Origin of the sequence: Wujia chipingensis (assembly GCF_014337155.1) — a bacterium.
Taxonomy (GTDB): Bacteria; Bacillota; Clostridia; order Lachnospirales; family Lachnospiraceae; genus Coprococcus_C; species Coprococcus_C hominis.
The window spans coordinates 310,474-337,209 of the sequence record NZ_CP060632.1; the positions used below are offsets into that span (position 1 = coordinate 310,474).

At 47.0% G+C, this 26,736-nt stretch carries 16 protein-coding genes and 2 pseudogenes; 16 read left to right on the forward strand and 2 right to left on the reverse strand.

Annotated elements, in window-relative coordinates:
- The first annotated feature begins 36 nt into the window (after positions 1–36).
- The 3 genes from H9Q76_RS01475 to H9Q76_RS01485 are packed head-to-tail and all read left to right on the forward strand — an operon-like array spanning position 37 to position 3,361.
- Complete coding sequence (locus tag H9Q76_RS01475) at positions 37–1,545, forward strand: sugar ABC transporter ATP-binding protein (protein ID WP_117780475.1); 1,509 nt, start codon at positions 37–39, stop codon at positions 1,543–1,545.
- Positions 1,529–2,491, forward strand: coding sequence for an ABC transporter permease (locus H9Q76_RS01480; protein WP_249321415.1), 963 nt, complete (start codon positions 1,529–1,531; stop codon positions 2,489–2,491). Before H9Q76_RS01475 ends, H9Q76_RS01480 begins: the two co-directional genes overlap by 17 nt.
- A gap of 3 nt (positions 2,492–2,494) precedes the next feature.
- The gene (locus H9Q76_RS01485; RefSeq protein WP_249321416.1) at positions 2,495–3,361 is read left to right on the forward strand and encodes an MBL fold metallo-hydrolase; all 867 of its coding nucleotides are present in this window, start codon (positions 2,495–2,497) and stop codon (positions 3,359–3,361) included.
- 102 nt (positions 3,362–3,463) lie between these two features.
- On the opposite strand, the gene H9Q76_RS01490 is transcribed toward H9Q76_RS01485, so the two are convergent.
- The gene (locus H9Q76_RS01490) at positions 3,464–4,723 is read right to left on the reverse strand and encodes a diaminopimelate decarboxylase (protein WP_195541616.1); all 1,260 of its coding nucleotides are present in this window, start codon (positions 4,721–4,723) and stop codon (positions 3,464–3,466) included.
- Between the two features lie 274 nt (positions 4,724–4,997).
- Here H9Q76_RS01490 and H9Q76_RS01495 point away from each other — a divergent pair, with 274 nt between their 5' ends.
- From H9Q76_RS01495 to H9Q76_RS01520, 6 genes and pseudogenes are all read left to right on the forward strand, one after another.
- Positions 4,998–5,786, forward strand: coding sequence for a YesL family protein (locus tag H9Q76_RS01495; protein ID WP_195541583.1), 789 nt, complete (start codon positions 4,998–5,000; stop codon positions 5,784–5,786).
- A 130-nt stretch (positions 5,787–5,916) separates the two neighbouring features.
- Positions 5,917–9,420: an immune inhibitor A domain-containing protein gene (locus H9Q76_RS01500; RefSeq protein ID WP_249321417.1), complete on the forward strand. Its 3,504-nt coding sequence runs from the start codon at positions 5,917–5,919 to the stop codon at positions 9,418–9,420.
- Between the two features lie 98 nt (positions 9,421–9,518).
- Positions 9,519–10,259 (forward strand): annotated as a pseudogene (locus H9Q76_RS13950) (amino acid ABC transporter substrate-binding protein); the annotation flags it as partial.
- A gap of 111 nt (positions 10,260–10,370) precedes the next feature.
- Positions 10,371–10,925, forward strand: a pseudogene (locus H9Q76_RS13955) (transporter substrate-binding domain-containing protein); the annotation flags it as partial.
- A 180-nt stretch (positions 10,926–11,105) separates the two neighbouring features.
- Positions 11,106–11,741: an amino acid ABC transporter permease gene (locus tag H9Q76_RS13870; RefSeq protein WP_242995360.1), complete on the forward strand. Its 636-nt coding sequence runs from the start codon at positions 11,106–11,108 to the stop codon at positions 11,739–11,741.
- A gap of 10 nt (positions 11,742–11,751) precedes the next feature.
- On the forward strand, positions 11,752–12,513 hold the full coding sequence (locus tag H9Q76_RS01520; RefSeq protein WP_249321418.1) for an amino acid ABC transporter ATP-binding protein: 762 nt from the start codon (positions 11,752–11,754) through the stop codon (positions 12,511–12,513).
- Between the two features lie 72 nt (positions 12,514–12,585).
- Here H9Q76_RS01520 and H9Q76_RS01525 read toward each other — a convergent pair whose 3' ends face one another.
- The gene (locus H9Q76_RS01525; protein ID WP_021984928.1) at positions 12,586–13,104 is read right to left on the reverse strand and encodes a peptidylprolyl isomerase; all 519 of its coding nucleotides are present in this window, start codon (positions 13,102–13,104) and stop codon (positions 12,586–12,588) included.
- 127 nt (positions 13,105–13,231) lie between these two features.
- Between H9Q76_RS01525 and mltG the strand changes: the two genes are divergently transcribed.
- The 7 genes from mltG to H9Q76_RS01560 are packed head-to-tail and all read left to right on the forward strand — an operon-like array spanning position 13,232 to position 26,671.
- Positions 13,232–14,368 carry an endolytic transglycosylase MltG gene (gene mltG, locus H9Q76_RS01530; RefSeq protein ID WP_117780483.1) on the forward strand — a complete coding sequence of 379 codons (1,137 nt, stop codon included), beginning with the start codon at positions 13,232–13,234 and terminating at the stop codon, positions 14,366–14,368.
- A 28-nt stretch (positions 14,369–14,396) separates the two neighbouring features.
- The gene (locus H9Q76_RS01535) at positions 14,397–16,211 is read left to right on the forward strand and encodes an FHA domain-containing protein (protein WP_249321419.1); all 1,815 of its coding nucleotides are present in this window, start codon (positions 14,397–14,399) and stop codon (positions 16,209–16,211) included.
- Between the two features lie 31 nt (positions 16,212–16,242).
- Positions 16,243–17,964, forward strand: a complete 1,722-nt coding sequence (locus H9Q76_RS13760; RefSeq protein WP_283243525.1) for an FHA domain-containing protein — start codon at positions 16,243–16,245, stop codon at positions 17,962–17,964.
- Between the two features lies 1 nt (position 17,965).
- A complete protein-coding gene (locus H9Q76_RS01545; RefSeq protein ID WP_021986082.1) occupies positions 17,966–18,736 on the forward strand; it encodes a PP2C family protein-serine/threonine phosphatase in 771 nt (256 codons plus the stop codon).
- 17 nt (positions 18,737–18,753) lie between these two features.
- Entirely contained in the window at positions 18,754–20,958 is a 2,205-nt protein-coding gene (locus H9Q76_RS01550) for a serine/threonine-protein kinase (RefSeq protein ID WP_118734933.1), read from the forward strand.
- Positions 20,959–20,963: 5 nt separating this feature from the next.
- The gene (locus H9Q76_RS01555) at positions 20,964–21,833 is read left to right on the forward strand and encodes a hypothetical protein (RefSeq protein WP_195541650.1); all 870 of its coding nucleotides are present in this window, start codon (positions 20,964–20,966) and stop codon (positions 21,831–21,833) included.
- 8 nt (positions 21,834–21,841) lie between these two features.
- Positions 21,842–26,671, forward strand: a complete 4,830-nt coding sequence (locus H9Q76_RS01560; protein WP_249321420.1) for an Ig-like domain-containing protein — start codon at positions 21,842–21,844, stop codon at positions 26,669–26,671.
- The last annotated feature ends 65 nt before the right edge of the window (positions 26,672–26,736 follow it).

A 26,736-nucleotide genomic window follows, 5' to 3' on the forward strand; every position in this document is an offset into this window, starting at 1 on the left:
CTCTGGTGAATCATCGGAGGCATTCTTAGAAAGGGGATGAACTCTGTGAAAAACATACTGAGTGTAAAAAATATCGTAAAAACATATCCCGGCGTTATCGCAATCAATGATGTATCGTTCGATGTAGAAGAAGGCGAGATCCACGCTCTGATCGGTGAAAACGGAGCAGGAAAATCAACCCTGATCAAGGTATTGTCGGGAGCGATCGTTCCGGATTCCGGAACGATTGAGCTGGAAGGCAAACAATACAACCAGATGACACCGAAGCTTGCAAAAGATCTGGGAATCGAGGTCATCTATCAGGAATTTACGCTGGTGCCGGGCATCAGCGCAGCGGAAAATGTATTTCTCGGAGACAAGACGAAGCCCGGTGCGTTCTGCGACATCAAAGATCGCGAAGCGCGTGCGAAGAAAATATTTGATGACCTTCAGGTAGATATTGATGTATCCAGACCGGTAAAGACGATGTCACCGGCGCATCAGCAGCTTGTTGAAATTGCGAAGGCAGTCAGCCGGAATGTAAAGATCCTGATTATGGATGAGCCGACCGCACCACTGACGGTCAGCGAAGTAGAGACGCTGTTTCGTATTGTGCGTGAATTAAAAGCAAAAGGTGTGACGATCATCTTCATCTCCCACCGGTTGGAGGAGCTGTTCGAGCTTGCGGACCGCGTAACGGTTATGCGGGATGGCTGCTATGTCGGAACAGAAAATATAAAAGACATCGACAGGCAGAAGCTGATCACGATGATGGCAGGACGTGAACTCAAGGAATCGTATCCGTCGCGTACCAGTCAGATCGGCGAGGAAGCATTGCGGGTAGAGCATCTGACAGGAAATGGAGACCATGATATCTCGTTTACCCTGCACCGGGGAGAAATCCTTGGATTTGCCGGACTGGTCGGCGCAGGCCGTACCGAGCTGATGCGGGTAATCTATGGTGCTGATCCGATTGAAAGCGGAAAGATTTTTGTAAATGGCAAGGAAACAAATATCCGCACATGTCAACAGGCAATCCAGCATGGAATCGGATATATCCCGGAGGACCGGAAGGCGCATGGCGCATTTCTCCGGATGAGCATCAAATGGAATGTCGTTGTAAATAACCTGCGTGGCATCTCCAAAGGACCATTCGTTGATGAGAAGCTCGAAAACCGGATTGCCGAGGATTACGAGGAAAAATTCCAGATCAAGACGCCATCCCTCGAGCAGAGGGTGGAGAATCTCTCGGGCGGTAATCAGCAGAAGGTTGTAATCGCAAAGACACTTGCGGCAAACAGTGAAATCATCATCTTTGATGAACCGACGCGGGGAATCGATGTCGGTGCCAAGCAGGAGATTTACAAACTGATGAATCAGCTTGCCGGTGAAGGAAAGGCAATCATTATGGTAAGCTCGGATATGCCGGAGCTTTTGGGAATGTCTGACCGGATTATCACCATCTACGAGGGTAGGAAGACCGGAGAGCTTGCGAAATCAGAATTCGACCAGAACTATATTCTGGATCTAGCATCAGGAGGCGAGGAACATGGAAAAAACAAGTAATAAATTTATAACTTTTTATAAGAAATTTGGTATATATGTATTTTTGGCGGCAGTCGTTATTATCTTCTCGATTATTGCACCGAACTTTTTATCTGTAGCAAACCTGATTAATATTTTGCGTCAGGTATCTATTTTCGGTATCGTTGTAATCGGCGTTACGATGGTCATGATCGGCGGAGGTATGGATTTGTCGGTCGGAGGAATCATGGCGGTCGTCGGCATGGTTATGGGCTATTGTATGGTAAATGTCGGGTTGCCGATTCCGGTTGCCGTGATTATCGGCATTGCACTGGGCGTTGCATTTGGTGCCATCAACGGCGTTGTCGCCATCAAGCTGCATATCGCGCCAATCATTGTAACACTTGCCATGATGCTTGTGCTGCAGGGCGTGGCATATCTGATCACCGGCGGTTATCCGATTACCGGTATGCCGAAAGCATTTTTGACAGTCGGACAGGGATATGTCGGACCGGTTCCGATTCCGGTTATTCTGTTTGTGATCTTCATCGTATTTGGCTGGATTGTTATGAACAAGACATACCTCGGCAGAAATATTTATGCACTTGGCGGAAACAAAGAAGCAGCCAGACTTGCAGGTATCAATGTCAACAAACTGACTGTACTTGTGTATTCTTTTGCAGGATTTGCGGCCAGCATCGCAGCAATCATCATGGTTGCCAGAACAAACGCATCGCAGCCGGGCGCAGGAAGCTCCTATGCATTTGACTGTATGACGGCAGCCTGTTTAGGTGGTGTCAGCATCGCCGGAGGTGAAGGAAAAATCAGCGGTACGGTTGTAGGTGTTATCATTCTTGGTATCCTCGATAACGGACTTGTGCTGATGGGCGTTAATTCCAACTTCCAGAGTGTTATTAAAGGACTGATCCTGCTTCTCGCAGTTGCAATCGACTGCTACCAGGGCGGACAGAAGAGAAAGAAGGCGTGAGACATGGTGACGAGAAAATTACCGTATTATGAGTTTGCAGATGGAATTTACGAGATTGATGAATTTGACTGTGTGAGCGTGTTTGTGATTGTCGGAAGCAAACGGGCATTGGTGATAGACTGTGGAACCGGAATCGGGGATCTCAGATGGGTTATAGAGAACAAAATCACAGATAAACCGTATGATGTTGTGGCGACCCATAACCATGGCGACCATATTGGTGGAGCCGGATTCTTCGACTCCATCTATATTCACCCGGCGGATATGGACTGGGATAGCGGAAATACACTTCCGACTGTGGATTTCCGTAAGAGCTATGCGAAGATCATTGCCGGCCGGGCGGATAAACATTACGACTATAATCTGGATGAGGATGTGCGGCCATGGCCGAAGACACCGGAGAAGCTTCCGCTTACGGATGGGCAGGTGTTTGAGCTTGGAGACAGGACGGTGACGGCATATCACTGTCCGGGACATACATTTGGCGAGATGGTATTTCTGGATGACAAGACGAAGACACTGTTGCTTGGAGATGCCTGCAACTGCAACTATTATCTGGCGGTTCCGGAGCCGGGACGGGAAAAAGAACGGATCCGGGAAGCGAAGGCAGGACTTGAACGTCTGCGTTCCATGAAGGACAAATATGATTTGATGTATAATTCCCATCATGATTTCAGAGGATTCGGCAATTCCCTCTATCCGGATATTTTAGAAGATGCGATCCATGCATTTGATAGTATATTAGATGGGACAGCAACCTACATATCCGTGACAGATCCTCTGGATCCGGAACATAAGGCTAAGACGTATGTGTCTTATGGCAGATTCCGTGTCGCCTATCAGGGGGACGGAATAGAAAATGTAAAGTAATCACAATTTAAAACCCTTTCCTTTTTAAATATAAAATACCCCACCGGTGCGATCTATGACCGGTGGGGTGTTTCCGTCTTACACGTTCTTATTTATATGCTCTTACACCTCTACATCCCAGAAACCATCCAGCGTAGCGAAGTAATCTTCCGGTGTCTCGGCACGGCGGATCTGCTTTATGCTGCCGTCCTCACACAGCAGAAGCTCTGCGGATTTGAGTTTGCCGTTGTAGTTATAACCCATTGCGAAGCCGTGAGCACCTGTGTCATGGATTACAAGATAATCGCCCATGTCGATCTTCGGAAGCTTGCGGTCGATCGCGAACTTATCGTTGTTCTCACACAGGGAACCGGTCACATCATAGGTGTGGTCGCAAGGTGCATTTTCCTTGCCAAGGACCGTGATGTGATGGTAAGCACCATACATAGCCGGACGCATCAGGTTTACCGCACAGGCATCCACGCCGATGTACTCCTTGTAGATATGTTTCTCGTGGATTGCCTTTGTAACAAGGTGTCCATAAGGGGCAAGCATGAAACGGCCAAGCTCTGTGAACAGGCTGATATCGCCAAGTCCGGCAGGGACAAGCACCTCATCGAATACCTTGTGTACACCTTCGCCAATCTTCAGGATATCATTGCCTTCCTTATCCGGTGTATAAGGGATACCAACACCGCCGGACAGGTTGATGTAGGAAAGCTTGATGCCGGTCTTTTCCTTCAGCTCAACAGCTACCTCGAACAGGATCTTTGCAAGGGTCGGGTAGTAGTCATTTGTGACCGTGTTACTTGCAAGGAAGGAATGCAGGCCGAACTTCTTTGCACCTGCGTCACGCAGCTCTGTATAAGCTTTGAACAACTGCTCTTTTGTCATGCCGTATTTGGCATCGCCGGGATTGTCCATGATGGTTGTGGAGATAGAGAAGGTTCCGCCCGGATTGTAACGGCAGAATACTGTCTCCGGAACACCGCATGTATCCTTCAGGAACTGTACATGTGTGTAATCGTCTAAGTTGATGTTCGCACCGAGCTTCTTCGCGAGGACAAATTCCTCGGCTGGTGTGTCGTTCGATGAGAACATGATGTCAGAACCTGTGATGCCCATTTTCTCTGACATCAGAAGCTCAGTATAAGAAGAACAGTCGGTACCGCAGCCCTCTTCCTTCAGAATCTTCAGGATGGTTGGGTTCGGAGTTGCCTTGACTGCGAAATATTCTTTATAACCTTTGTTCCATGCAAATGCCTGCTTTAATTTTCTTGCATTTTCACGGATGCCCTTCTCGTCGTAGATATGGAACGGAGTCGGGTATGTCTTTACGATCTCTTCGATCTGTGCTTTCGTTACAAATGGTGTCTTCATGATATTCCTCCTATATGTAGTAGGTGTTTCTGTTTATCAGCCTTTTTATTCACGCTCTCTATAATCTAGAAGTAAAACTGCGTTTTGTCAAGTAAAATGGCGTAAAAAACTTGATATCTAATTGAAAATAAATATCGAAGATGGTATCATAAATTATTATGTGCGGTTTTGGTGCAGATGATTGCGGATACGACGCAGGAACATACCGGAAACGACTGCGGACAGGATGCAGTTCGTTGGCGGGATAAAATAAAAAGAAAACAGGAGTGTTGGATACATGGCAGATAACGGCGAATCAGGAATGAACTACGACAATATATTTATAAGGATGCTGAGCAGAGTGGGTGATGCGATGCTTTTATCCATTCTTTTTGTGCTTTCGTGCGTCCCGATTATTACGATCGGCACAGCATTTACTTCGCTTTACTATACAGCGATGAAAGGAATCTCCGGTGATGATGGTTATATCTGGAAGTTCTATACACGGAGCTTCAAGCAGAACTTCAAGCAGGCAACCGGTATGTGGATGCTCTTTTTAGTCGCATTTTTCATCCTGTCGGTAGATATCTGGTTCTGGATGACACAGTGGAAGGCAACTGGAAATGCACTCGCGAAACCGTTTTTGTTCGTGAGCGTCGTGCTTCTCACCCTGGCAGTTATGACGTTTATCTATACATTCGCCCTGCAGGCGAAGTTCGATAATTCGTGGAAGGTGCAGCTTCGGAATGCATTTTTGATGAGCATCAAGAATTTCCCGATGACACTTTTGATGCTGCTGACTTATCTTGTGATTGCGTGGTGTTTCTATTACGATATCATTATTTCAATCATCGTGTATGTGGTGATTGGATTCGGTGCGGTTGGTTATCTGTGGGCGTACATTATGCTCAGATGCTTCAAGCCATACCTGCCGGAAGAAGACCTGCATGCACATGATGAGAGCGTGTTGCTGCATGAAGCAGATGCAGAGGATGCGGATGCAGAGGATACAGACGCTGGGAACGCCGGTACCACAGAGACAAAAACAGACGATGAAACAGAGTCGGACAATGTGCAGAAAAAATAAAAACCATGGCTGCCTTGTGGCAGGGTAGAAACAAAATACTTGCACCCGGGAGAATATCCCGGGTTTTTTTATTGTTATTTTTGGCAGTATCCCATATAATGAAACCATGACAGAAACGGGAGGTACACATATGTTACACAGACGATACGGAAGCGGTGTGTCCGTAAATGTACGATATGGGAGAAGGATTCTTGCAATCCTGCTGGCGGGGATTTTATTTATTACGAACTGGGGGATGAACAACGCGCAGACGATGGCGCGGGCATCGGATGCAAAGGATTATGCGAACGTTGTTGTGTTTGCATATTTTAAGGGAGATGCGGAAGGCGCTTCATATTTCCAGACAAATCGTGCGAAAATCCTAGGTTTGTATGATGGCGCAAAGAACCGTTCTTTCACGAATTATCTGTCTGCTGTTTCCTATGGAAAACTTCGTGTGAAAAATTATTTCCCACAGGATGATGGCACAACACTTTCTGCCTGTGCACTTTCGGTTACGGAAGCTTCTGTGCAGGCAGGTGGAAATATGGATACGACGATTGTGAGTGAAATTCTGGCGAACATTCCGGCACTTTCCGGGCAGGTGTTAGACTATGACGGAGATGGATACATCGACAATCTCACTGTCATTATGAAGTCGGAGAGAGAATCCCAGACATCCGGCAATTCACTCGTCGCACATCACGCATTTTATCCGACAGATAAGAACTTACGATATGGCGGGAAGGAAGTCGGGCATTACAACATGATCAATACACCGCAGTTTTTAGGGGCGGGCAATACGACGATGGCTCAGGAATCCGGCGTACTTGCGCATGAATTCCTGCATGGACTTGGTTTCCCGGATCTTTATACAAGTGATGGAACTTATCCGGTCGGGAACTGGGATATCATGGGCGGCGCAGATTATGGAATGTCTTATCCGCTTGCGTATATGCGGATGAAAGTGGGCGGCTGGCTTATGCTGGATACGGTTACTACATCGCAGACGCTGACACTGGACACGCAGGATAAGCAGGACGGTCATCCGGCATATATTCTGAAATCACCGCTCAATGAGCAGGAGCTTTTTGTTGTGGAATTCCGGAAGAAGGATACGGGTCTCGACAGCTATGACCGGTTTATTGGAGGATCCGGCGTGATTGTCTATCGGATCAACCCGGCAGTCGAAGGCTTAAGCAATCTGTATGGACAGACCGGTGTGTATGTGTTCCGTCCGCAACCGGGGCAGACAGGATATTCCCAGATGGCAGAGAGCGTCTATAAAGCATATCTTTCCAAAGAAGAAGGACGGACAACCATCGGCAAATCCGACCTTTCCGCAGGTCTCTCCGATGGCGCACTGACTTTCTCAGATGGAACGAATTCTGGAATCGTGATCAGTGAGGTCGGCAGTGCCAAGGGCAGTCAGATTACTTTAAAGGTGGATTTCCCGAAGGTTTCGGACTCTGCGAAATGGACGGATTGTGGATTTGCCTCTGTAGCCGGAAATAGCAAAAATGCATGGAACCAGATAGCGATGACGCTTTGCGGACAGAAACCGTACGTGCTTACGTATACGAAAGATGATGCAGCGCTTACGCTATATTCCTGTGAGCAGGACACGTGGAAAAAACTGTATCAGCAGAAAATCTCCGAGAACTATGGAAATGAAGTAAAGCTCTGTGCCTATAATGGATTGTTTTATTTTGCATATGCGGATGCGGCAGGGATAGAGATTGAAAAGTTGGATGCATCCTGCAGTCGCGTGACAGAGAAACAGACGATCGCAGGAGCTGCGGATTTTGATATGCAGGCTGGCGCAGATGGCGTGTATCTTGTATACACGCAGAACAATACGACCGCATATGCGAGATGCTTCAAAGCCGGAAGTTTGTCCGTGACAACCAATCTCGGAAGCTATTACACGACCGCCGGGACAAATCATTTTGCAGGTCAACCAAAGCTCCTTTCGATAGGCTCCTCGATGTATGCGTCTATACGGAATACAGGGACGATGGCGGTTCACACATTTTGCCTAGATGCAAATGGAAACCACAAAGAAGTGAGTGATGCAGCGACAAAAGGAAGCACGTATGGCATGGCAACGGATGGGAAAAACCTGTATGTTGCCACATGCAGCGAAGGCATACTTGTCAACCGGTATGATGGAAAAGCATGGCATTGCTCAAAAATGAAAGATGGCACAATCTCGGATGTAGTTCCGGTGTGCAGGCAGGGAACACTGTTCGTGCTCACATCGGGTGCCTATACAGGGACAACCAATCTGTACCGGTATGATGTGGCAAATGACCAATTTGCGCAGGAAGGAGTCTCACTCGATTCGTATTCTACATCGCAGACGATCTGTGCGGCGGATGGAACGTTGTATGTTTCGTATCTGCGTGGGGCAGACAAGACGTTTGTCATCAAGAAAAAGAGCGTGACAGTCACACCGGCGCCGGAACCAACCCCGGATCCGGGAACAAATCCAGACCCGGGAACAAACCCAGATCCGGAAACAAATCCAGAACCGGGAACAGGTGGCGAGACAACGACCACGACGGAGGCAGCTACGACCACGACGGAGGCACCAACGCCAACGCCGACACCAACCCCGACGCCAACCCCGCCCCCAACACCGGTTGTAACGCCGGATGTGACGGTGTCTTACCGCACGCACATCCAGACCTTCGGATGGGAGAACACCTGGCGGCAGAACGGCATGATGTCCGGGACTTCCGGAAAAGCGAAAAGACTGGAGGGAATCGAAATCAAAGTATCCGGTAATTCCGGTATAGGAATCCAGTACACGACGCATTGCCAGAGCTATGGCTGGCTGCCTTGGTCTGCGAACGGTGACATGAACGGCACGCAGGGGGAAGCAAAACGTCTGGAAGCAATCAAGATCCAACTGACCGGATCCGACAAGGATAAATATGATGTCTATTACCGCGTGCATGCGCAGAGCTACGGCTGGCTTGGCTGGGCGGCAAATGGCGCACCGGCAGGAACCGCAGGTTATGCGAAGCGTCTGGAGGGCATTCAGATCGTGGTCGTGAAGAAGGGTGCGGGATTCAACCGGAATATGCAGGGAATCGCATCGCAGTTTGCGAATGCATTTTACGCGGCGCCGGGACAGAGCATGAATCCGCAGATCGCGGGTGCGGACAGCCCGAATGTTACATATCGTACCCATGTGCAGAGCTATGGCTGGCAGGGCTGGAAATATAACGGGGCGATGAGCGGCACATCCGGACAGGCAAAACGACTCGAAGGAATTGAGATCAAACTGACGAATGCACCGTATTCCGGCGGCATCTGCTACACAACCCATGTGCAGAGCTACGGATGGCAGGAACCGACAAACAATCCATCTGCATGGCGCAGAAATGGAACGATGAGCGGCACATCCGGGCAGGCAAAAAGACTCGAAGCCATCTGTATTGCATTGACAGGAGATATGCAACGGCATTATGATGTATACTATCGTGTGCATGCGCAGAGCTTCGGCTGGCTTGGCTGGGCGAAAAACGGCGCACCGGCAGGAACCGCCGGCTATGCAAAACGATTGGAAGGGATAGAGATCCGGCTTGTACCGAAGGGACAGGCAGCTCCGGGCAGTACAGCAAGATCCTATATCTCTGCATATTAAATAGAAAAACAGGAGAGGAAGACATTATGAACGCAAAATGGAAACGGCTAGTGACCGCAATTTTGATGATGGCGCTGCTGCTTGGACCGATTGTATCGATGCAGACACCGGCACGGGCGGCGGACGGAGAGGACGACAATACGTTTATTGTCGGCTTCGATGCGGAGTTCCCGCCATATGGCTACAAGGACGATAACGGCGAATATGTCGGCTTCGATCTGGATCTGGCACAGGAGGTATGCGACCGGAACGGTTGGACGCTGAAGAAGCAGCCGATCGAGTGGAACTCGAAGGATATGGAATTAAATTCCGGTTCGATCAGCTGTATCTGGAACGGATTCACGATGAATGGCAGAGAGGATGACTATACTTGGACAAAGCCATATGTCGATAATTCACAGGTGGTTGTCGTGCGTAAGGATTCCGGCATCACACAGCTTAACGATCTTTCTGGGAAGGTCGTTGCCGTGCAGGCAGACAGCTCTGCGCTTGCGGCACTCACAGGCGAGGATGCAAGCGAGGAGAATAAAGCACTGTGTGCGACATTCAAGGATCTGCAGCAGGTGGGCGATTACAACAGTGCATTCATGAATCTGGAGTCGGGCGCGGTCAATGCAATCTGCATGGATATCGGTGTCGCAAACTACGAGATCGAATCCCGCGGGGATAAATTCATGATGCTCGAGGATCGTCTGTCTTCCGAGGAATACGGAATCGGATTTAAAAAGGGAAATACAGAGCTCCGTGACAAAGTGCAGGCAACTCTGCTTGACATGCTTGCCGATGGTACATTTGACGAGATTGCAGAGAAATGGGGACTGGAGGAATCCATCTGTCTGACTGCAGACGATGAGGTGCAGGAAGAGACAGCCGCAGATGATAATACATTTGTTGTCGGCTTCGATGCGGAGTTCCCACCATATGGATATAAAAACGATGACGGCGAATACGTCGGCTTCGATCTGGATCTGGCACAGGAGGTATGTGACCGGAACGGCTGGATCTTGAAGAAACAGCCGATTGAGTGGAACTCGAAAGATATGGAATTAAACTCCGGTTCGATCAGCTGTATCTGGAACGGATTTACAATGAATGGAAGAGAAGACGCCTACACATGGACGACGCCGTATGTCGATAATTCGCAGGTAGTCGTTGTACGCAAGGATTCTGGTATCACACAGTTATCCGATCTGTCAGGCAAGGTCGTTGCCGTGCAGGCGGACAGCTCCGCACTCGCAGCACTGACCGGAGAGGATGCAAGCGAGGAGAATCTGGCACTTGCTGAGACGTTCAAGGATCTGCAACAGGTCGGCGATTACAACAGTGCATTTATGAATCTGGAGTCAGGCGCCGTAAATGCAATCTGCATGGATATCGGTGTTGCAAACTATGAGATTGCATCCCGCGGCGATAAGTTTGTGATGCTCGAGGATCGTCTGTCTTCCGAGGAATATGGAATTGGATTTAAGCTTGGAAATACCGAGCTTCGTGATAAAGTACAGGCAACGCTGCTTGACATGCTTGCTGATGGTACATTTGAGGAGATCGCAGAGAAATGGGGTCTGGAGGAGTCCATCTGTCTGTCGCCGGACGATCAGGTGCAGGATGGAAATGTTGCTGCAACTGCGACAGACAGCACATCCACAGGCAAGAAGAACACAAGCTTCTGGGATAAGTTCTGCTCGATCACAAAGCAGCTTGCAGAAGGTCTGCTCGCATCCCTGGTAATCTTCTTCCTGACACTTTTGTTCTCCCTGCCGCTCGGACTTCTGGTTGCAGCAGGCAGAATGTGTAAGATCGCGCCGATCCGCTGGCTGGTGAAGTTCTATATCTCCATCGCACGCGGTACGCCTCTGATGTTACAGCTTTTGGTTGTATTTTACGGACCATATTATCTGTTTGGCGCGACGCTTACGACAAGCTATCGTTTCCAGGCGGTTATCATTGGATTTGCCTTAAACTATGCAGCATATTTCGCAGAGATCTACCGCTCCGGTATTCAGGCTGTGCCACAGGGACAGCATGAGGCGGCGAAGATCTTAGGATACAGCAAGAGCCAGACGTTCTTCAAGATCGTGTTCCCACAGATGGCGAAGAACATCCTGCCTTCGGTCACAAACGAGGTTATCACACTGGTTAAGGATACGTCTCTTGCGTTTGCTATCTCTTATACAGAGATGTTCACACTTGCCAAGCAGGTCGCTGCCGCACAGACAACGATCATGCCGCTGTTTATCGCAGGCGTGTTCTACTACATCTTTAACTTTGTCGTTGCGTTTGTGATGGAGAAGATTGAAAAGCGCATGAATTATTATCATTAGGAGGTCGCGTATGAACTTACTGGAAGTAAAAAATATTAAGAAAAGCTTCGACGATCTCGAAGTACTAAAAGATATCAGTATGTCGGTGGCAGAGAGCGAGGTTATCTCGATTCTCGGACCATCCGGCTCCGGAAAATCAACCTTCCTGCGCTGCATGACGATGTTGGAGAAGATTGACGGCGGAAGCATGGAGTACTGTGGAAAGGAAGCGGTTAATTCCGACAGCGGTGTTCCGGTTTATGCAGACAGGACAACGCTGAAAGAGATTCAGAGCTACTACGGACTGGTGTTCCAGAATTTTAATCTGTTTCCGCATTATTCGGTACTGAAGAATATCGCAGATGCACCAATCCACGTGCAGAAGCGTGACAAGGACGAGGTATATGCCGAGGCGAAGGAGCTGCTTCGCAAGATGAATTTAGAAGATAAGGGAGACTATTGTCCATATCAGTTGTCCGGCGGACAGCAGCAGCGTGTGGCGATTGCCCGTGCACTTGCGTTAAAGCCGAAGATGCTCTTCTTCGATGAGCCGACATCGGCACTCGATCCGGAGCTGACCGCCGAGATCTTAAAGGTATTAAAGGAACTCGCCGCCGAGAAGATGACAATGGTGATCGTAACCCATGAGATCGGTTTTGCCCGGAGCGTATCCGACCGCGTGATCTTCATGGATGGCGGTGTGATCGTTGAGGAAGGAAAGCCGGAGGATGTCATCGACAATCCAAAGACCGACCGCGCCAAGGCATTCCTCAAGAAAATGCAAGAAATGTAGAAAAAATCCCCCGCAGAGCGTGTCTGCAGGGGATTTTATTTTTGTACGCTGTGCGTCCGTTAGAAAATATGATTACATCTTCTCCGGCTCGTCATACTCGACACCCTTCGTGTCGACGGTAACGGTCTTGATACGCTGGTCTTCAAGCGGGCGGTCCATGTAGTCGGTTGGAACATCTGCAATCTTATTCACGATATCCAGACCATCCACGATCTTGCCGAAAGCAGCATAGCTTCCGTCGAGATGCGGACTATTCTTGTGCATGATGAAAAACTGCGAACCGGCGGAGTTCGGCATCATGGTACGTGCCATAGAAAGAACACCCGGTTCGTGCTTCAGATCATTCGCAAAACCATTCTGTGCGAACTCTCCGCGGATTGAATATCCAGGACCTCCGGTACCATTTCCGTCCGGGCAGCCACCCTGGATCATAAAACCATTGATGACACGATGGAAGATCAATCCATCGTAAAACCCTTTCTTAATCAGAGAGATAAAATTCTTTACTGTGTTTGGTGCGATATCCGGATACAGTTCAAATGTCATAACATCGCCGGATTCCATAGTCATTGTAACAATTGGATTACTCAAATTTATCATCCTTTCTTGTAATTTTATCTAAAAGATGATAGTATAATACCATTATTGTAAAATTACATCAAGTGTGTAATTTTTTAAAAAGTTATGTAAACTAAAATGCAAAGAAGAGGTACGAAAAGTGGGAAAAACGGTGATTCGAGTCGTGAAGGGAATCATATTGTTGGTGGCGATTGTCACACTTGCCAATATGACCTATAAACATATACGAACCTATTACGATGATTATATGGACGAATACAAGGGAACGGAGTCGACACAGGGCGAAGATGTAACTGTTACGATTCCGGAAGGCGCATCTGTCAAGGAGATCGCGCAGATACTGAAGGACAATGGATTGATCAATTATCCGCGTGCATTTACAAAGCGTCTGCAGGACTCTGAGTACCGTGGCAAGCTGCATGGTGGTACATACACCTTGAATACTGGTATGACAACCTTGCAGATGATGGCAGCCATGAGCCCGACATTCGAGGAAGATCAGCCAGTCGATTATCTGGTTGTGCCAGAGGGCTTTACGGTAGAGATGATAGCAGCGCGGTGCGAAGATCAGGGAATCTGTTCTGCAACTGAATTTTTAAATGCATGCAAATCGGTTACGAAATCTGATTTTGCATATCTGGCAGACATACCGGCAGGTGCCAATGTCAATTATAAGGTACAGGGTTTCCTGTTCCCGGCAACTTACGATATTTATGAGTCGACGACAGCGGAATCATTAGTCGATTATATGTTGAGAACGTTCGACAACTACTATACACAGGAACTGCAGGATCGTGCGGCAGAGCTTGGATACAGTGCATTTGAACTTGTGACGAGAGCTTCCATTGTAGAACGTGAGGCAAAGGTGGATTCAGAACGTGCGACGATTGCAGGTGTTATCAACAACCGTCTGAAAGCAGAAATGCCTTTGCAGATGTGTCCGACTGTCTTATATCCATTGACCGATGGAATGTATGACAAGAGTCAGGTTCTGTACGAGGATCTGGAACTGGATTCTCCATACAACACTTATAAGAATGCCGGACTTCCGGTAGGACCGATCTGTAATCCGGGACTGGCATGTATCCAGGCCGTATTGTATCCGGAAGAGCATAATTACCTGTATTACCATGTTGGCGACGAAGATGCAGGTACACATATCTTTACAGAAAACTATGAAGATCACATAGATACACAGATTATTGGTGGACCAAACGGCGTGACACCGGATGGAGAAGCATCCACCGAGGAATCGACAACCGAAGAATCACAATAGGAATAAATAATGTATTAGGAGGGACGTTATGAGAACTTTTAATTTTAGGGCGCGAAACATTGGCGAAGAAAAATATCTGTCATACACAATGGGCGAGGATTGTGAGTTAGATGAGGATGTTTTGGATTACTGTCAGGATAATGCGCCGGAAGAACTGATAGAGATTATCTATGAAGAAGATGACGATTACGATTATCTGACCTACCAGATCACGGGCAAGACATCTCTGGAGGAGTACATTGCGCAGGAGCATGATTGCGAGAGCGTACTGCTCATCCTGCGGAATGTTGCACAGGAGATGATTTCCTTGAAGGAGCAGGCGATTCCACTTTCGTATGTATTGCTGAATCGTGGATTTATCTACGTGGATGCTGAGAAGAAGACAGTACAGTTCCTGTGCCTGCCAATCGAAAGCAAGGGCGCACTTTCTGTAGAATTCAAGAGCTTTGTACGCCAGCTGCTTGCGAACATGAAATACGATGTGGAAGAGGATCTGAATTATGTTGGTAAGCTCCTCACGTATATCAATGGAGATAACTTCAATCTGCGTGGCTTGATCGGACTTGCAGAGGCGTTGATGGAAGAGGAAGGAATCAGCTTCGAGGAGGCTGGCGCCATTGATGCAGACGGTGTAGAAGTTGTAAGTGCAGAGGAAGAAGCACCGGCAGAAAATATCAGCGACATCATGAATAGCCTGCAGGAAGAGGATGATACACCACTTCCGGAGATCGGCGACGATGAAGAAGACGAAGAGGAAGAAGCAGAGGAGCCTGCAAAGGAAGAGGAAGAACTGGAAAGTATCCTTCCAGCTGGCATGCAGGTAAAGGAAGAAGAAACACCGGTAGAGGAGAAGGTGGCAGAACCGACAGAGGCTGTCAAGGAGACACCAGCACCTGTCGAGGAAGCACCGGCACCAAAGCCAGTGATGGAAAAGCAGGAAGCACCAGAGCCGGAACCAGTAGCAGAAAAACCAGAGGTTTCCCCAGCTGCAGAGCAGATCCTGTCACAGGTGAAGCCAGAGGGGGCAACAAATGGTGGCGAGAAGCTGCAGTTAAAGACAAACAAGAAGGAATCCGATATCAACCTGATCAAGGATCGGATCAAGGAGCTGGTTGGAGAAGTTCCATCTGCAAAGCCGACAGCACAGCCAACCAAGAATATCCAGACATTGGAAGATCTGGATCATTTCTTAGACAAGCCACCTGTGGTTAAGCGGAATGTGGTAAAGGTAAACCGTGCGGCAATCATCCAGCAGACAGAGGCTGAGATGGAGGCAGCTGAGGCAGAAGCAGCAGCTGAGACAGCAGAGTCTGCTGAACCGGAAACAACCGTACAAAACGAAGAACCGACAAGCGGACAGACAGAAAACATCAAGGTGCCTGTAATCGAGGATATCTACGATGACATGAACATTGAGAAGAAAAAGGACGATGAAAAGGACAAGAAGCCAAAGAGTACATCTATTTTGAATAAATCTGTAACAGAGCTTGTAAAAGATGCCGTTGGTGCTGTGAGTGCAGCGACTGTAGCAGCCAATTCGCCGAAAGCATTGCCATATCTGATCCGTGTAAGTACGGAAGAGCGTATCATGCTGAACAAGGCAATCTTCAAGATCGGAAAGGCAACCAGAGGTGTGGACTATACCGTTGGCGGAAACGGAGCGATCAGCCGTCAGCATGCATTTATCATTCAAAAAGATGGGGTATGTTATATCAAAGATAACAAGTCTACGAATCATACATATGTGAATGGAAAGCGTGTAGAGGATGGGGTAGAAGAAATTCTGACACATGATTCTCTCGTAAGACTTGCAGATGAAGAGTTTACATTTAAGATTCGCTAATTAGGATGATCATATCATGAGGAGGTAGCAAATGAAGGGGTTAGAGTTGAATGTAACAAAACAAAACGGAATGACATTGGTGGAGTATCAGCTTGGAGCAGCAGATGTCTATGACGACAGAGTGTCAGACAAGGTTGCACAGCTCGGAAATATTATTCCGTTCCAGTACAAGGACGAGGATGGAAAGAGAAGTATTGTCTCTTATGTGCATCATGACACTTCTCTGGAAGTGATGCTGCGTCAGACATTGAAGAAGGCAGATGTACTTGCAATCCTGAAGGGACTGTTGTGTGCATTTGAGATTGGTGCAGCAGGTGTGCAGATCTGTTATCTGGTACGCGATCTGAATTATATCTATGTAGATCCTGAGAGCAAGGCAGTAAAGTGCATTATGGTTCCTGTAAAGCAGGATCCGTTGGGACAGTCTGATATCCCGGATTTCTTCCGAAATATTGTGTCACATATGCGCTTTGATGAAGCAGACAAGGATGATTATGTAGCAAGAATCCTGACCTTGATCAATACGGATCATTATTCCAATATGAAATTAAAGGGGCTTGTAGATGCGGAGATGGAGAAACTTGGTCTCTTCTATACAAGAGACGAGGGACTTAAGAAGGAAGCGGATACAACCGCAGCTCCGGAAGTACAGAACCAGAATGTAAAAGTAAATCGTGTCGGCGTGATGAACAACATGCGTCCACAGGGTATGCCAGCGATGGGACAGCCAATGGGACAGCCGGTGCCACCGATGGGTGGACAGCCAATGATGGGACAGCCAGTACCACCGATGGGCGGACAGCCAATGATGGGACAGCCGGTACCACCGATGGGCAGACAGCCAATGATGGGACAGCCGGTACCACCGATGGGCAGACAGCCAATGGGGCAGCCGGTACCACCGATGGGCGGACAGCAAATGGGACAGCCGGTACCACCGATGGGCGGACAGCCAATGGGGCAGCCAGTACCACCGATGGGGCAGATGCCGAAGCCAGAAATGCCAAAACCACAGGCACCAGCACCGGAGGCACCAAAGCCAGAGATGCCGAAACCGGAAATGCCAAAGCCACAGGCACCGGTATCGGAGGCACCAAAGCCAGAGATGCCGAAACCGGAAATGCCAAAGCCACAGGCACCGGTACCGGAGGCACCAAAGCCAGAGATGCCGAAACCAGAAATGCCAAAGCCACAGGCACCAGCACCGGAGGCACCAAAGCCAGAGATGCCGAAACCGGAAATGCCAAAGCCACAGATGCCACCAATGGGACAGCGTCCAGCGATGGGTGGACAGCCGATGATGGGGCAGCCAGTACCACCGATGGGTGGACAGCGTCCTCCGATGGGACAACCAATGATGGGGCAGCCGATGATGGGGCAGATGCCAAGACCACAGGCGCCACAGATGCAGAACGGCAACCTGATGGGACAACTTGGCGGTGCACGCCCGATTCCACACTTTGTGCGTAAATCAACTGGTGAGATCATCAATATTACAAAACCAGAATTTATCATCGGTAAGTCAAAGACGAAAGCCGATTATGCAATAGAGAACAACAGCGCAATCAGCCGGGAGCATTGTATTGTAATCCAGCGCGATGGCGTGAACTATATTAAGGATAACAATTCTACAAACCATACCTATGTAAACGGGGTAGAGTTGCAGCCGGGTAAGGAAGTGCTTCTGAAGCATAAGACAGAAGTTCGATTGGGAGATGAGGAATTCACATTCCTTCTGAGAAAAGGAGAGTAATATGGAGTACATTGCAACATATCACACCGATGTAGGTACAAGAAAAGAAACGAATCAGGACTCTCTTGCAATCAAGGTTGTGAACACAAAAGAGGGAAATGTTGCATTTGCAATCGTGTGTGATGGCATGGGAGGACTCGCAAAAGGCGAGGTTGCCAGCAAAGAGGTAATCGAAGCATTTTGTACATGGTTTGATGACACGCTGGTGGATGAAATTCAGAATGGAACATTCACAGAGCAGAATCTTGTATCACAGTGGGATGATATTATCCAGATTCAGAATCGCCGGCTTGGCGCATATGGAGAGGAAAATCATTTGCAGCTTGGTACGACGGTATCTGCAATCCTGTTGTACAAGGATCAGTATTATATTGTGCATGTGGGCGACAGCCGCGTGTATGAGCTTACAAAGACAGCGAAGCAGCTGACAAACGACCAGACATTTATCGCAAGAGAACTGGCAGCGGGACGTATGACACCAGAACAGGCAAAAATCGATCCGAGACGAAGCGTACTGTTGCAGTGTGTCGGCGCATCGCCGGTTGTTGAGCCGGAATTTACAAAGGGAACTGCAACAAGAAATGCAGTTTATATGCTCTGCTCAGACGGATTCCGTCATGTGATCACACCGGAGGAAATCATCGAGAAGATCGGACCGGGTGAGGCGACGGACGAGGAAAAAATGAAATATGGAGCAATATATCTGACAGAGTTAGTAAAGAACCGTGGGGAACGTGATAATATCACAGTAGCAATGGTTCGCACGATTTGATTTAGAGAGGGTTTGCCATGACGAAGGAAGGAACCGTACTAGACGGAAAATATGAAATTTTGGCAGAAGTTGGTCGAGGTGGTATGTCCATCGTGTACCTTGCCCGTGATAAGCGTTTGAACAAGCAGTGGGCGGTCAAGGAGATCAAGAATGATGGAAAGAAATCCGCAAAGACGTTGCTTAAGGGATTGGAACGAGAAGCGAATATTCTGAAGAACGTAGATCATCCGGTGTTGCCGCGAATCGTAGATATCATCAATCAGGATGGAACGATCTACGTTGTTATGGATTATATCGAGGGTGATACGATTCAGGATCGATTGAAGAAGGAAGGCGCACAGCCACAGGAGTTGGTGGTAGAGTGGGGCTTGCAGCTTGCAAGTGCATTGAATTATTTGCACAACATGAATCCACCGATTATCTACCGGGATATGAAGCCTTCGAATGTCATGATCAAGCCGGAGGGCGGCGTAAAGCTGATCGACTTCGGTACAGCAAAAGAGTACGAGATAGAGAACAATGCAGATACAACCGCACTTGGTACGCGAGGCTATGCGGCACCGGAACAGTTCGGTGATTCCAAGGGACGTGGTATCTACAATACAGATGCAAGAACAGATATCTATAATCTGGGCGCAACCCTGTACCATATCGTAACAGGAAAGAACCCATGTGAGCCACCGTATGAGATCAAGCCGATCCGCGAGTGGAATCCGATGTTGTCCTCTGGATTGGAGAAGATCATCTTAAAATGTACACAGGCAGATCCGAACGACCGTTATCAGAACTGTACGGAGCTGATGTATGCATTGGAGCATTACGATGAGCTTGACGACAGCTACCGGAAGAAGAACAAGAAGAAGCTTGGGCTTTTTGCAGCAACCGTGGCATTGGCAGTTGTATCCGGTATCACAGCTGGAATCGGATATTCCGGGATGCAGCGGATTAAGCTGAACAATTATAACCAGTATATCGAAAATGGTATGAATTACTGCCGGGAAGAGAATTACGAAGCCGGAACGGCAGAATTCAAGAAAGCAATCGAACTGGACGGCTCGGAAGAAAAAGCTTACGAGCAGTACATACAGGCATACATTGATGCTACGAACAAGGCGGAGGAAGCCGGAACGGAATCTACGCTGAATCTGGATGATGCGTTGACGTTGGTTTCCAATCGAATCAGCAGTAAACATGGTGGTGTTGAGAAAAACAGCGCAGTGCTTTACAAGCTGGCACTTACTTATTTTGAGGAAGAGCGTTCTTACAGTCAGGCAGCCAAATATTTTGGCATGATTGACGAGAAGGACGAGGAATATGGAAAGCTTGCAGGCTTTTACAAATCCATTTCCGAGCTGCGATCTGACAGTACGTCGGATGCATCAGAGCTGATGCAGGCGGTAAATGATTTTGCAACCTACAACGAGAACAACTTTACGAACCAGGAAGCAACCAAGTTCGTAAACTATCGTATTATCGGCGAGATTTACAGTACAAACGTCAGCAAGGATGCGGAGACAAGCATCGCAGAACAGGCAAGTACGGTGATGGAACAGGCGGTTGCAGATCTGGACGAGTACACAGGCAATGATCTGGACGAAGAAGCAGTTATGGATATGAATTATCGTTACGACGATAACCTGATCATGATCTATGAGCAACTTGCCAAGGAAAATACAGATAATGAAACAGTTGCCAATGGATATTATTCGATGGCAATCAGTTATTGTGAAGACTATATTGGAATCCTGAAGATGAAGGTAGACAGCGATCCGAGCATTTCGCTGGGTGGTTCCTCTGTCAACGCGTATAACCAGTCTTATTACAATAAGATGATGACAGAAGCACGTTGTTATGACGCACAGGGCAAGACAGATGATGCACTCAAGATATACGAAGCCGCAGAAAAGGTATTCGGTACAAAGAACGAGTGGAGCGACAACGTATATGCAGAGCATCTGGATTATCTGTATCGTCTGTGTGAGGCACAGGAGCAGGATCCGAAGCTTTGGACGACGAAGATTCCAGATCTGACAAAGAAGCTGATTCAGGTATTTGATGATGGTGGTAACGTGCTTGGCATCGACAGCAACAAAACATGGTACAAACGAAAAGATACGTTGCAGATGTTGAAGGACGGAAGCTATGATATCAGCGAAGAAGAAGCGACGCAGGCACCGGATGCAAATTCCGATGATTCGCAGTCAGCAGAGATGGGAGAGTGATCAGCATGCAAAACGTATATGAGATATGTTTCTATGGCGGCTTGGTACTGGCGATTCTCCTTCTGATTGCGGCGATCGTGTTATTCATTGTATTGAAGATACCGAAGGTAATTGGAGAATTGACCGGAAGTGCTGCGAAAAAGGCAATGAAAGAAATGCAGGATGGTACAGCGAGTCCGGGCAGCGTAGCGAAGAAAGAACAGGAAAAATACTACAACATGGGAAGTGGAAAGATCACTGCGAAGGAAGCGGTTTCTACGCGGGAGGATCGTAAGGCTAATGGTAACGATTCCACCGAACTGTTGGAGAAATCAAAGAAGAAAGAAAAGAAGTTTGAAGAGACTGACATCCTTCGTCCGGGCATCAATGATTATGATACACCGGATGATGGCGAGACAGAAGTACTCGGTTCAGGTGCGGATGATGAGGCAACAGATGTGCTTCGTGATACATCGGCAGGCGATGACGGAGCAACGGATGTACTTCGAAATGACGAAGGCGACGACGGAGCAACGGATGTACTTCGAAACGACGAAGGAGATGACGGGGCAACGGATGTACTTCGAAATGACGAAGGAGATGACGGGGCAACGGATGTACTTCGGAATGACGAAGGAGATGACGGAGCAACCGATGTACTTCGGGGAGACGATGAGGATGCAACCGACGTTCTGCGGATGGACGATGATGACAGTGATGCAACCGATGTATTGCGTGCCGACGATGACGACAGTGATGCAACTGATGTTTTACGTGCAGATGATGACGAGGAAGGTACAAGCGTGCTGACAACCGGAACATTAGCGAAGAAGGTAAAAGTAATTTACAATATAGTAGTTGTTCATTCAGATGAAAGTATAGAGTCGGGTAGGTGAAAAAAAGGATGAAAAGAAAAGAAACAAAATCAAACAATTCAAAACACCCGGTAAAGAAGCTCATAGCATTATGGGTTGTCTTTGCTCTGCTGATTGTACCATTTGCAAACCATGTCGGTGATAAGAATGGCGCGAAAGCAGAAGGGGGAAGTACAACTGGAGTAAAAACTGGCAATCTACAGATTGTGTCGGAAGAACCGAATGGGTTGAGTATTGAAGTGGATGATACTGGTGTAGTGGTTCCGCATACTGGTGAGACATATGAGAAAAGCGTAACTTTGATCAAGGATGCGCAGAAGGTAGGTAAGTTACAATTACCAGAATGCAAGACAGATGGTGGTGATGCGGTTGCGTTAGGTGCCGGATTTATGACCTTGGATAAGCAAATACAGTCAACACTTTCTGCTGGCGAAAATTTATTTCCTTTAACAGAAAATGTTGAGAATGATTTAGCAGCTAATGCAATTACTGAAGATCGAAAAATTGCAATTTATGCAAGAATAGACAGTGCGGCAGATTGGCAATTACAGTATGTTCTTACTGTTAATTTTGTGGATTCTGCATTTACAACAGGTGCCGGACTGTATGCTGGAAGCATAAGTCTGACATCGGATTCATATGTCAGTGAAGCAACATTAAAGGCTCCAACCACAGTAGCTTCTATTGAGGGCGCGACAGTAAAATATTATGTAAAAATTGGATCAGCAGCAGATGAGTCTGAAAAAAAGGATATAAACAGTTATACATTTATTGGAGATACAATCAGTACTACTGAGAACAACCGTGGAAAACAGGTTTATGCATATGCGGCGCTGGTATCCAATGAGACACCTGCACAAGTGTTGGAGTACATCGAACTTGGCTCGACTCATATGAGTAACGATACACAAGCACCAAATATTAGCTGTGAGGCTTCGGCTGTATCTTATCTGGATGAAGAGACTTCTGCTTATGCAACGATACAGAATAGGTTTATAGATGAAAATAGTGTTTATTATGGCGTGGGCGACAAATACAAGTATGCAGTTACCGTTGAAGATCCAACAAAGGATGGCGAAGATACATCTGGAATTAAGAATGTAACAGCTACATTAAATGGTACATCTTTGACCGTGACATCTCCAGCTTCTGGTTCAAATGTATATACAATCGAACTTACAAAGGAGCAGGCAACCGGAGATGTTGTAACTGTAACTGCAGTTGACAACAAGGGAAATTCTAAAGATTATAAGTGTCCAATCAAGATCCAGCAGGCGACAGAGGGAACAAAGGTAACCGGTGTTACATTTGTAGATGATGATAGCTGGGATGGTTTAACAGAGGGCAAGATACTTTCACACTTGGCTGCAAAGAAGCAGATTAAGGTAACATTAGATTCAAATAAGAAAATTACAAATGTTAAACTTTCTGATGGTACGAAAGAATTTAATGCAGACGAGGTCGTATGTTCGGAACCTAGTACAACACGTGTATACACAGTTACAGCGAATATTTCAATTCCAACAGATTTGGAAGTTTCAGAGCTGTTAAATGCATTAGAGGTAAAGGCATATGCTGGTGATTCGGAGATTACGATTACCGGCACAAAGCAGATTAAGAATATTTCATACGACGCAAAAGCACCAGTGATCAGTAATCCAAAACTTGAAAAAAGTATAGATAACGGAACAACATGGGTAGAGGTTGGTTCTGCAGCTGGAGATTTAGATAGTATCGTGACAGAACTAAATACGATTTACCGGTATGTGGTTACTGTTGCAGATGCAACTGGAGAAAGTGGTGTACAGGATGTGTATGTAACACCAACGGACAAGTTTACTTATACTACGGGAAATACATATGTATATAATATTCCATCTGATCAGTTGAAGGTAGATATCTCATATTTCGTTGCGGTTACAGCATCGGATGTAGCCGGAAATGTATCAGATTCTCTGACACTTCGTGGAGTTACAAAGATTGATGATACCCTGCGCGTAGATAACTGTGTGATTATAGATGCAGCTGGAAACGATGTAACAAGCGATGTTCTAGCAGGAAAGAATACAAATGAAAAATATCAGCTGGAAGTGACAGCAAGCTCTGCATATGTCATTCAGAAGTTTGAACTGATTGCAGGCGGTACGAATGACCAGACAAAGGATGTAGCTGCCTCTGCAAATCAACAAGATACAAACAGTCATCGTTACAGCACAACGGTGAAATTTGAATTGCCTGCTAAGACGAATATAAATGCACAGCTGGATAGTATGTATCTGAATGTGATAGATGGAAATGCACAGAAGATTCGTTACCCACAGGATGCATCTAAAACGCTTGGTACAATTTTATATGACCGTACCAATCCAACTGTATCGGTGAATGTGGCAAACGACAGCACATGGTATAAGGAATATACAATCAACTATACGATTACTTCTGGTGATAATGGCGTGGAATCACCACTTGCAAATGCCGGTTATTCTCTGGCAGGAAGCAAGGCAAATGTAACAGACAAGGAAATCGCATTGAATGGAACACAGACTTCTGTGAACGGAACGATTGCGATTCCGGAGTCAGCAGGAATTACAGGTACATCTCTTGTGTTTAATGCACAGGATGCAAGTGAGAACCTGCTTCCAAACAATCTGTATAAGATCAAGGTCGATAAGACAAATCCTAAGGCTGAATTGACAGTCAATGGAAAGACAAACATTACACAGCCATTGGATGGCGAGGTACTGATCAAGACAACGGTATCGGATAATCTGACAATCAATCAGGCGACGATCACAGTGAAGGGACCAGACACCGATGTGACAACAAATCTGAGTGGAGCAAAGGAACTGGTAAATGTCAGCCAGGAAAACAGCTTCACATTGAATAACCTGATCGGCAAGAAAGCCGCGGATGGTGACTACACCGTGACAGTCAATGTGTCAGACAAGGCAGGAAACATTGATTCCAAGACGATGAAGTTCCGCGTGGATAACACAATCCCGGTTGTCACAGCAAAGATTTCCGGGGGTACAACTGCTGGCAAGCAGCCAGGAAAGAACTTCGATGGAACCGTTTGCGATTACTTCTATCGTTCTAATGTAACGGTAGAGCTTACTTATGAGGATGAGAATATCTCAGCTTCCGGAGTAAGAGTAACAGATAATAACAACGTGGTAAATGTAACATGGCAGCGAATCGGTACATCTAACAAGTACCGGGCAAGCTATGTTTCAACCGGTATTGGCGCACGTGTAATCAAGATCAATGCACAGGATAATGCTGGCAACAATGCAGTTGAAAAGCAGGTTGTATTTATCAAGGATACAGATGCACCGAATATTGCTGCAGTAATCAATGGAGGTATGGTTTACTCTGAGAATATGGGGGTTGTTGATCTGACTTCCGATGCAATGGTTGCTTTCTCTGTAAGCGATGCAAACGAAGACGTACATGATTTCAATTACCAGTTGATTAAGACAGTACCGGATCAGCTTCCGGTAACCGCGGATGTATTGAAGACAGATAACCGGGTATTTGGCTATACAGATGAGGCTGATTATCAGGTAAAGGTATATTCTGTGGATAAGGCAGGAAACCGAAGTGCAGAAAGAAATGTACAGTTCCGTGTTGATAAGACAGCACCAGAACTGCAGATTACAGGAACCGCTTCCGGTTCGACACTGAACGCAGGAACAACCCTGACATTTAGTATGACAGAGGCATTCTGGTGGGATGCATCTGGTACGATCACGATCACAAGAAAAGCAAACGACAGCGTGGCAGAAGCCGCTTACAAGACCATCGACTTCAAGCCAACTGCACGTGTGACAACGATGACAGAGACACTTAGTGAGACAGGTGAGTATCAGGTAACATTTACCGGTAAAGACCGTGCTGGACATACCGCAGAGGCAGCCAGCTATACGGTAAGAATTGATACAGGCAAGCCAATCATTACGCTGAGTGGCGTGTCAAATAACGACAAGACAACAAAGCAGGTAGAGTTCCAGGCACAGATCGAGGAGGACTTCTATCTGACAAAGTCTGTAAGGATTCAGGCAACAAGAACATATCTTGATCCAACATCTTATAAGGAAAAAACAGAGGATCTGCAGATTACCGGATATAATCCGACAGCAGCAACGACGCTGATCCGAAACACATTTACAGAGGATGGTATCTATAAGATTCAGATAAACTGTAAGGATGCCGCAGGTAATGAGGATACACAGGAGGTTTCCTTCACGATTGATAAGACAAAACCAGTGATTGATCCAAAGGTCATGAGCGCATATGAAGGAACTCTGACATCCTTTGCATGGGATTACGATCTGAACGACATTATCTATGACCTGACTGTCTGCGATGCACATATGTACTTGAATGGTAGCGAGTATGACGGAACATCCGAAGTCGAGGACGGCGCATATGAGATGAAGATTACAGCCGAAGATGAACTTGGAAATGCAACTGAGAAAACAGTAAACTTCAATCTGGATACAAAGGCACCAACCTTTATTGTAACGGGTGTAGAAGATGGAGAGATCAAGAACGAGCAGTACGACATCAACGTATCCCTTCAGTTGGATGAGGATACTCTGGATGAGGTAACGCTCAATGGTTCTCCAGTTGAGATCAAGGACAATGCTGCAGCGATTACAGTTACGGAAAAGGGCGACTATAAGCTTACAATGAAGGCACATGATGATGCTGGAAATGAAGCAGAACAGACGATCAGCTTTACATATGGTGAGAAGAGTCATGTACTTCTGTATGTATTGATTGGTGTTGGCGTTCTTGTAGTGCTTGGCGGTGGAATCGCAATTATTCTGGCAGCAAAGAAGAAAAAGAATAATTAACCGGTGATAAAACCAGGTTACACAGGCAGGAGCATGGGAACATGCTCCTGTTTTGCTTGCAAACT

Coding starts and splice junctions, on each gene's coding strand:
- H9Q76_RS01520 (WP_249321418.1), top strand. CDS start 11,752: ATGAACTTACTGGAAGTAAAAAATATTAAGAAAAGCTTCGACGATCTC.
- H9Q76_RS01560 (WP_249321420.1), top strand. CDS start 21,842: ATGAAAAGAAAAGAAACAAAATCAAACAATTCAAAACACCCGGTAAAG.
- H9Q76_RS13760 (WP_283243525.1), top strand. CDS start 16,243: ATGAAGGGGTTAGAGTTGAATGTAACAAAACAAAACGGAATGACATTG.
- H9Q76_RS01550 (WP_118734933.1), top strand. CDS start 18,754: ATGACGAAGGAAGGAACCGTACTAGACGGAAAATATGAAATTTTGGCA.
- H9Q76_RS01480 (WP_249321415.1), top strand. CDS start 1,529: ATGGAAAAAACAAGTAATAAATTTATAACTTTTTATAAGAAATTTGGT.
- H9Q76_RS01555 (WP_195541650.1), top strand. CDS start 20,964: ATGCAAAACGTATATGAGATATGTTTCTATGGCGGCTTGGTACTGGCG.
- H9Q76_RS01485 (WP_249321416.1), top strand. CDS start 2,495: ATGGTGACGAGAAAATTACCGTATTATGAGTTTGCAGATGGAATTTAC.
- H9Q76_RS01495 (WP_195541583.1), top strand. CDS start 4,998: ATGGCAGATAACGGCGAATCAGGAATGAACTACGACAATATATTTATA.
- H9Q76_RS01475 (WP_117780475.1), top strand. CDS start 37: ATGAACTCTGTGAAAAACATACTGAGTGTAAAAAATATCGTAAAAACA.
- H9Q76_RS01500 (WP_249321417.1), top strand. CDS start 5,917: ATGTTACACAGACGATACGGAAGCGGTGTGTCCGTAAATGTACGATAT.
- H9Q76_RS01545 (WP_021986082.1), top strand. CDS start 17,966: ATGGAGTACATTGCAACATATCACACCGATGTAGGTACAAGAAAAGAA.
- H9Q76_RS01535 (WP_249321419.1), top strand. CDS start 14,397: ATGAGAACTTTTAATTTTAGGGCGCGAAACATTGGCGAAGAAAAATAT.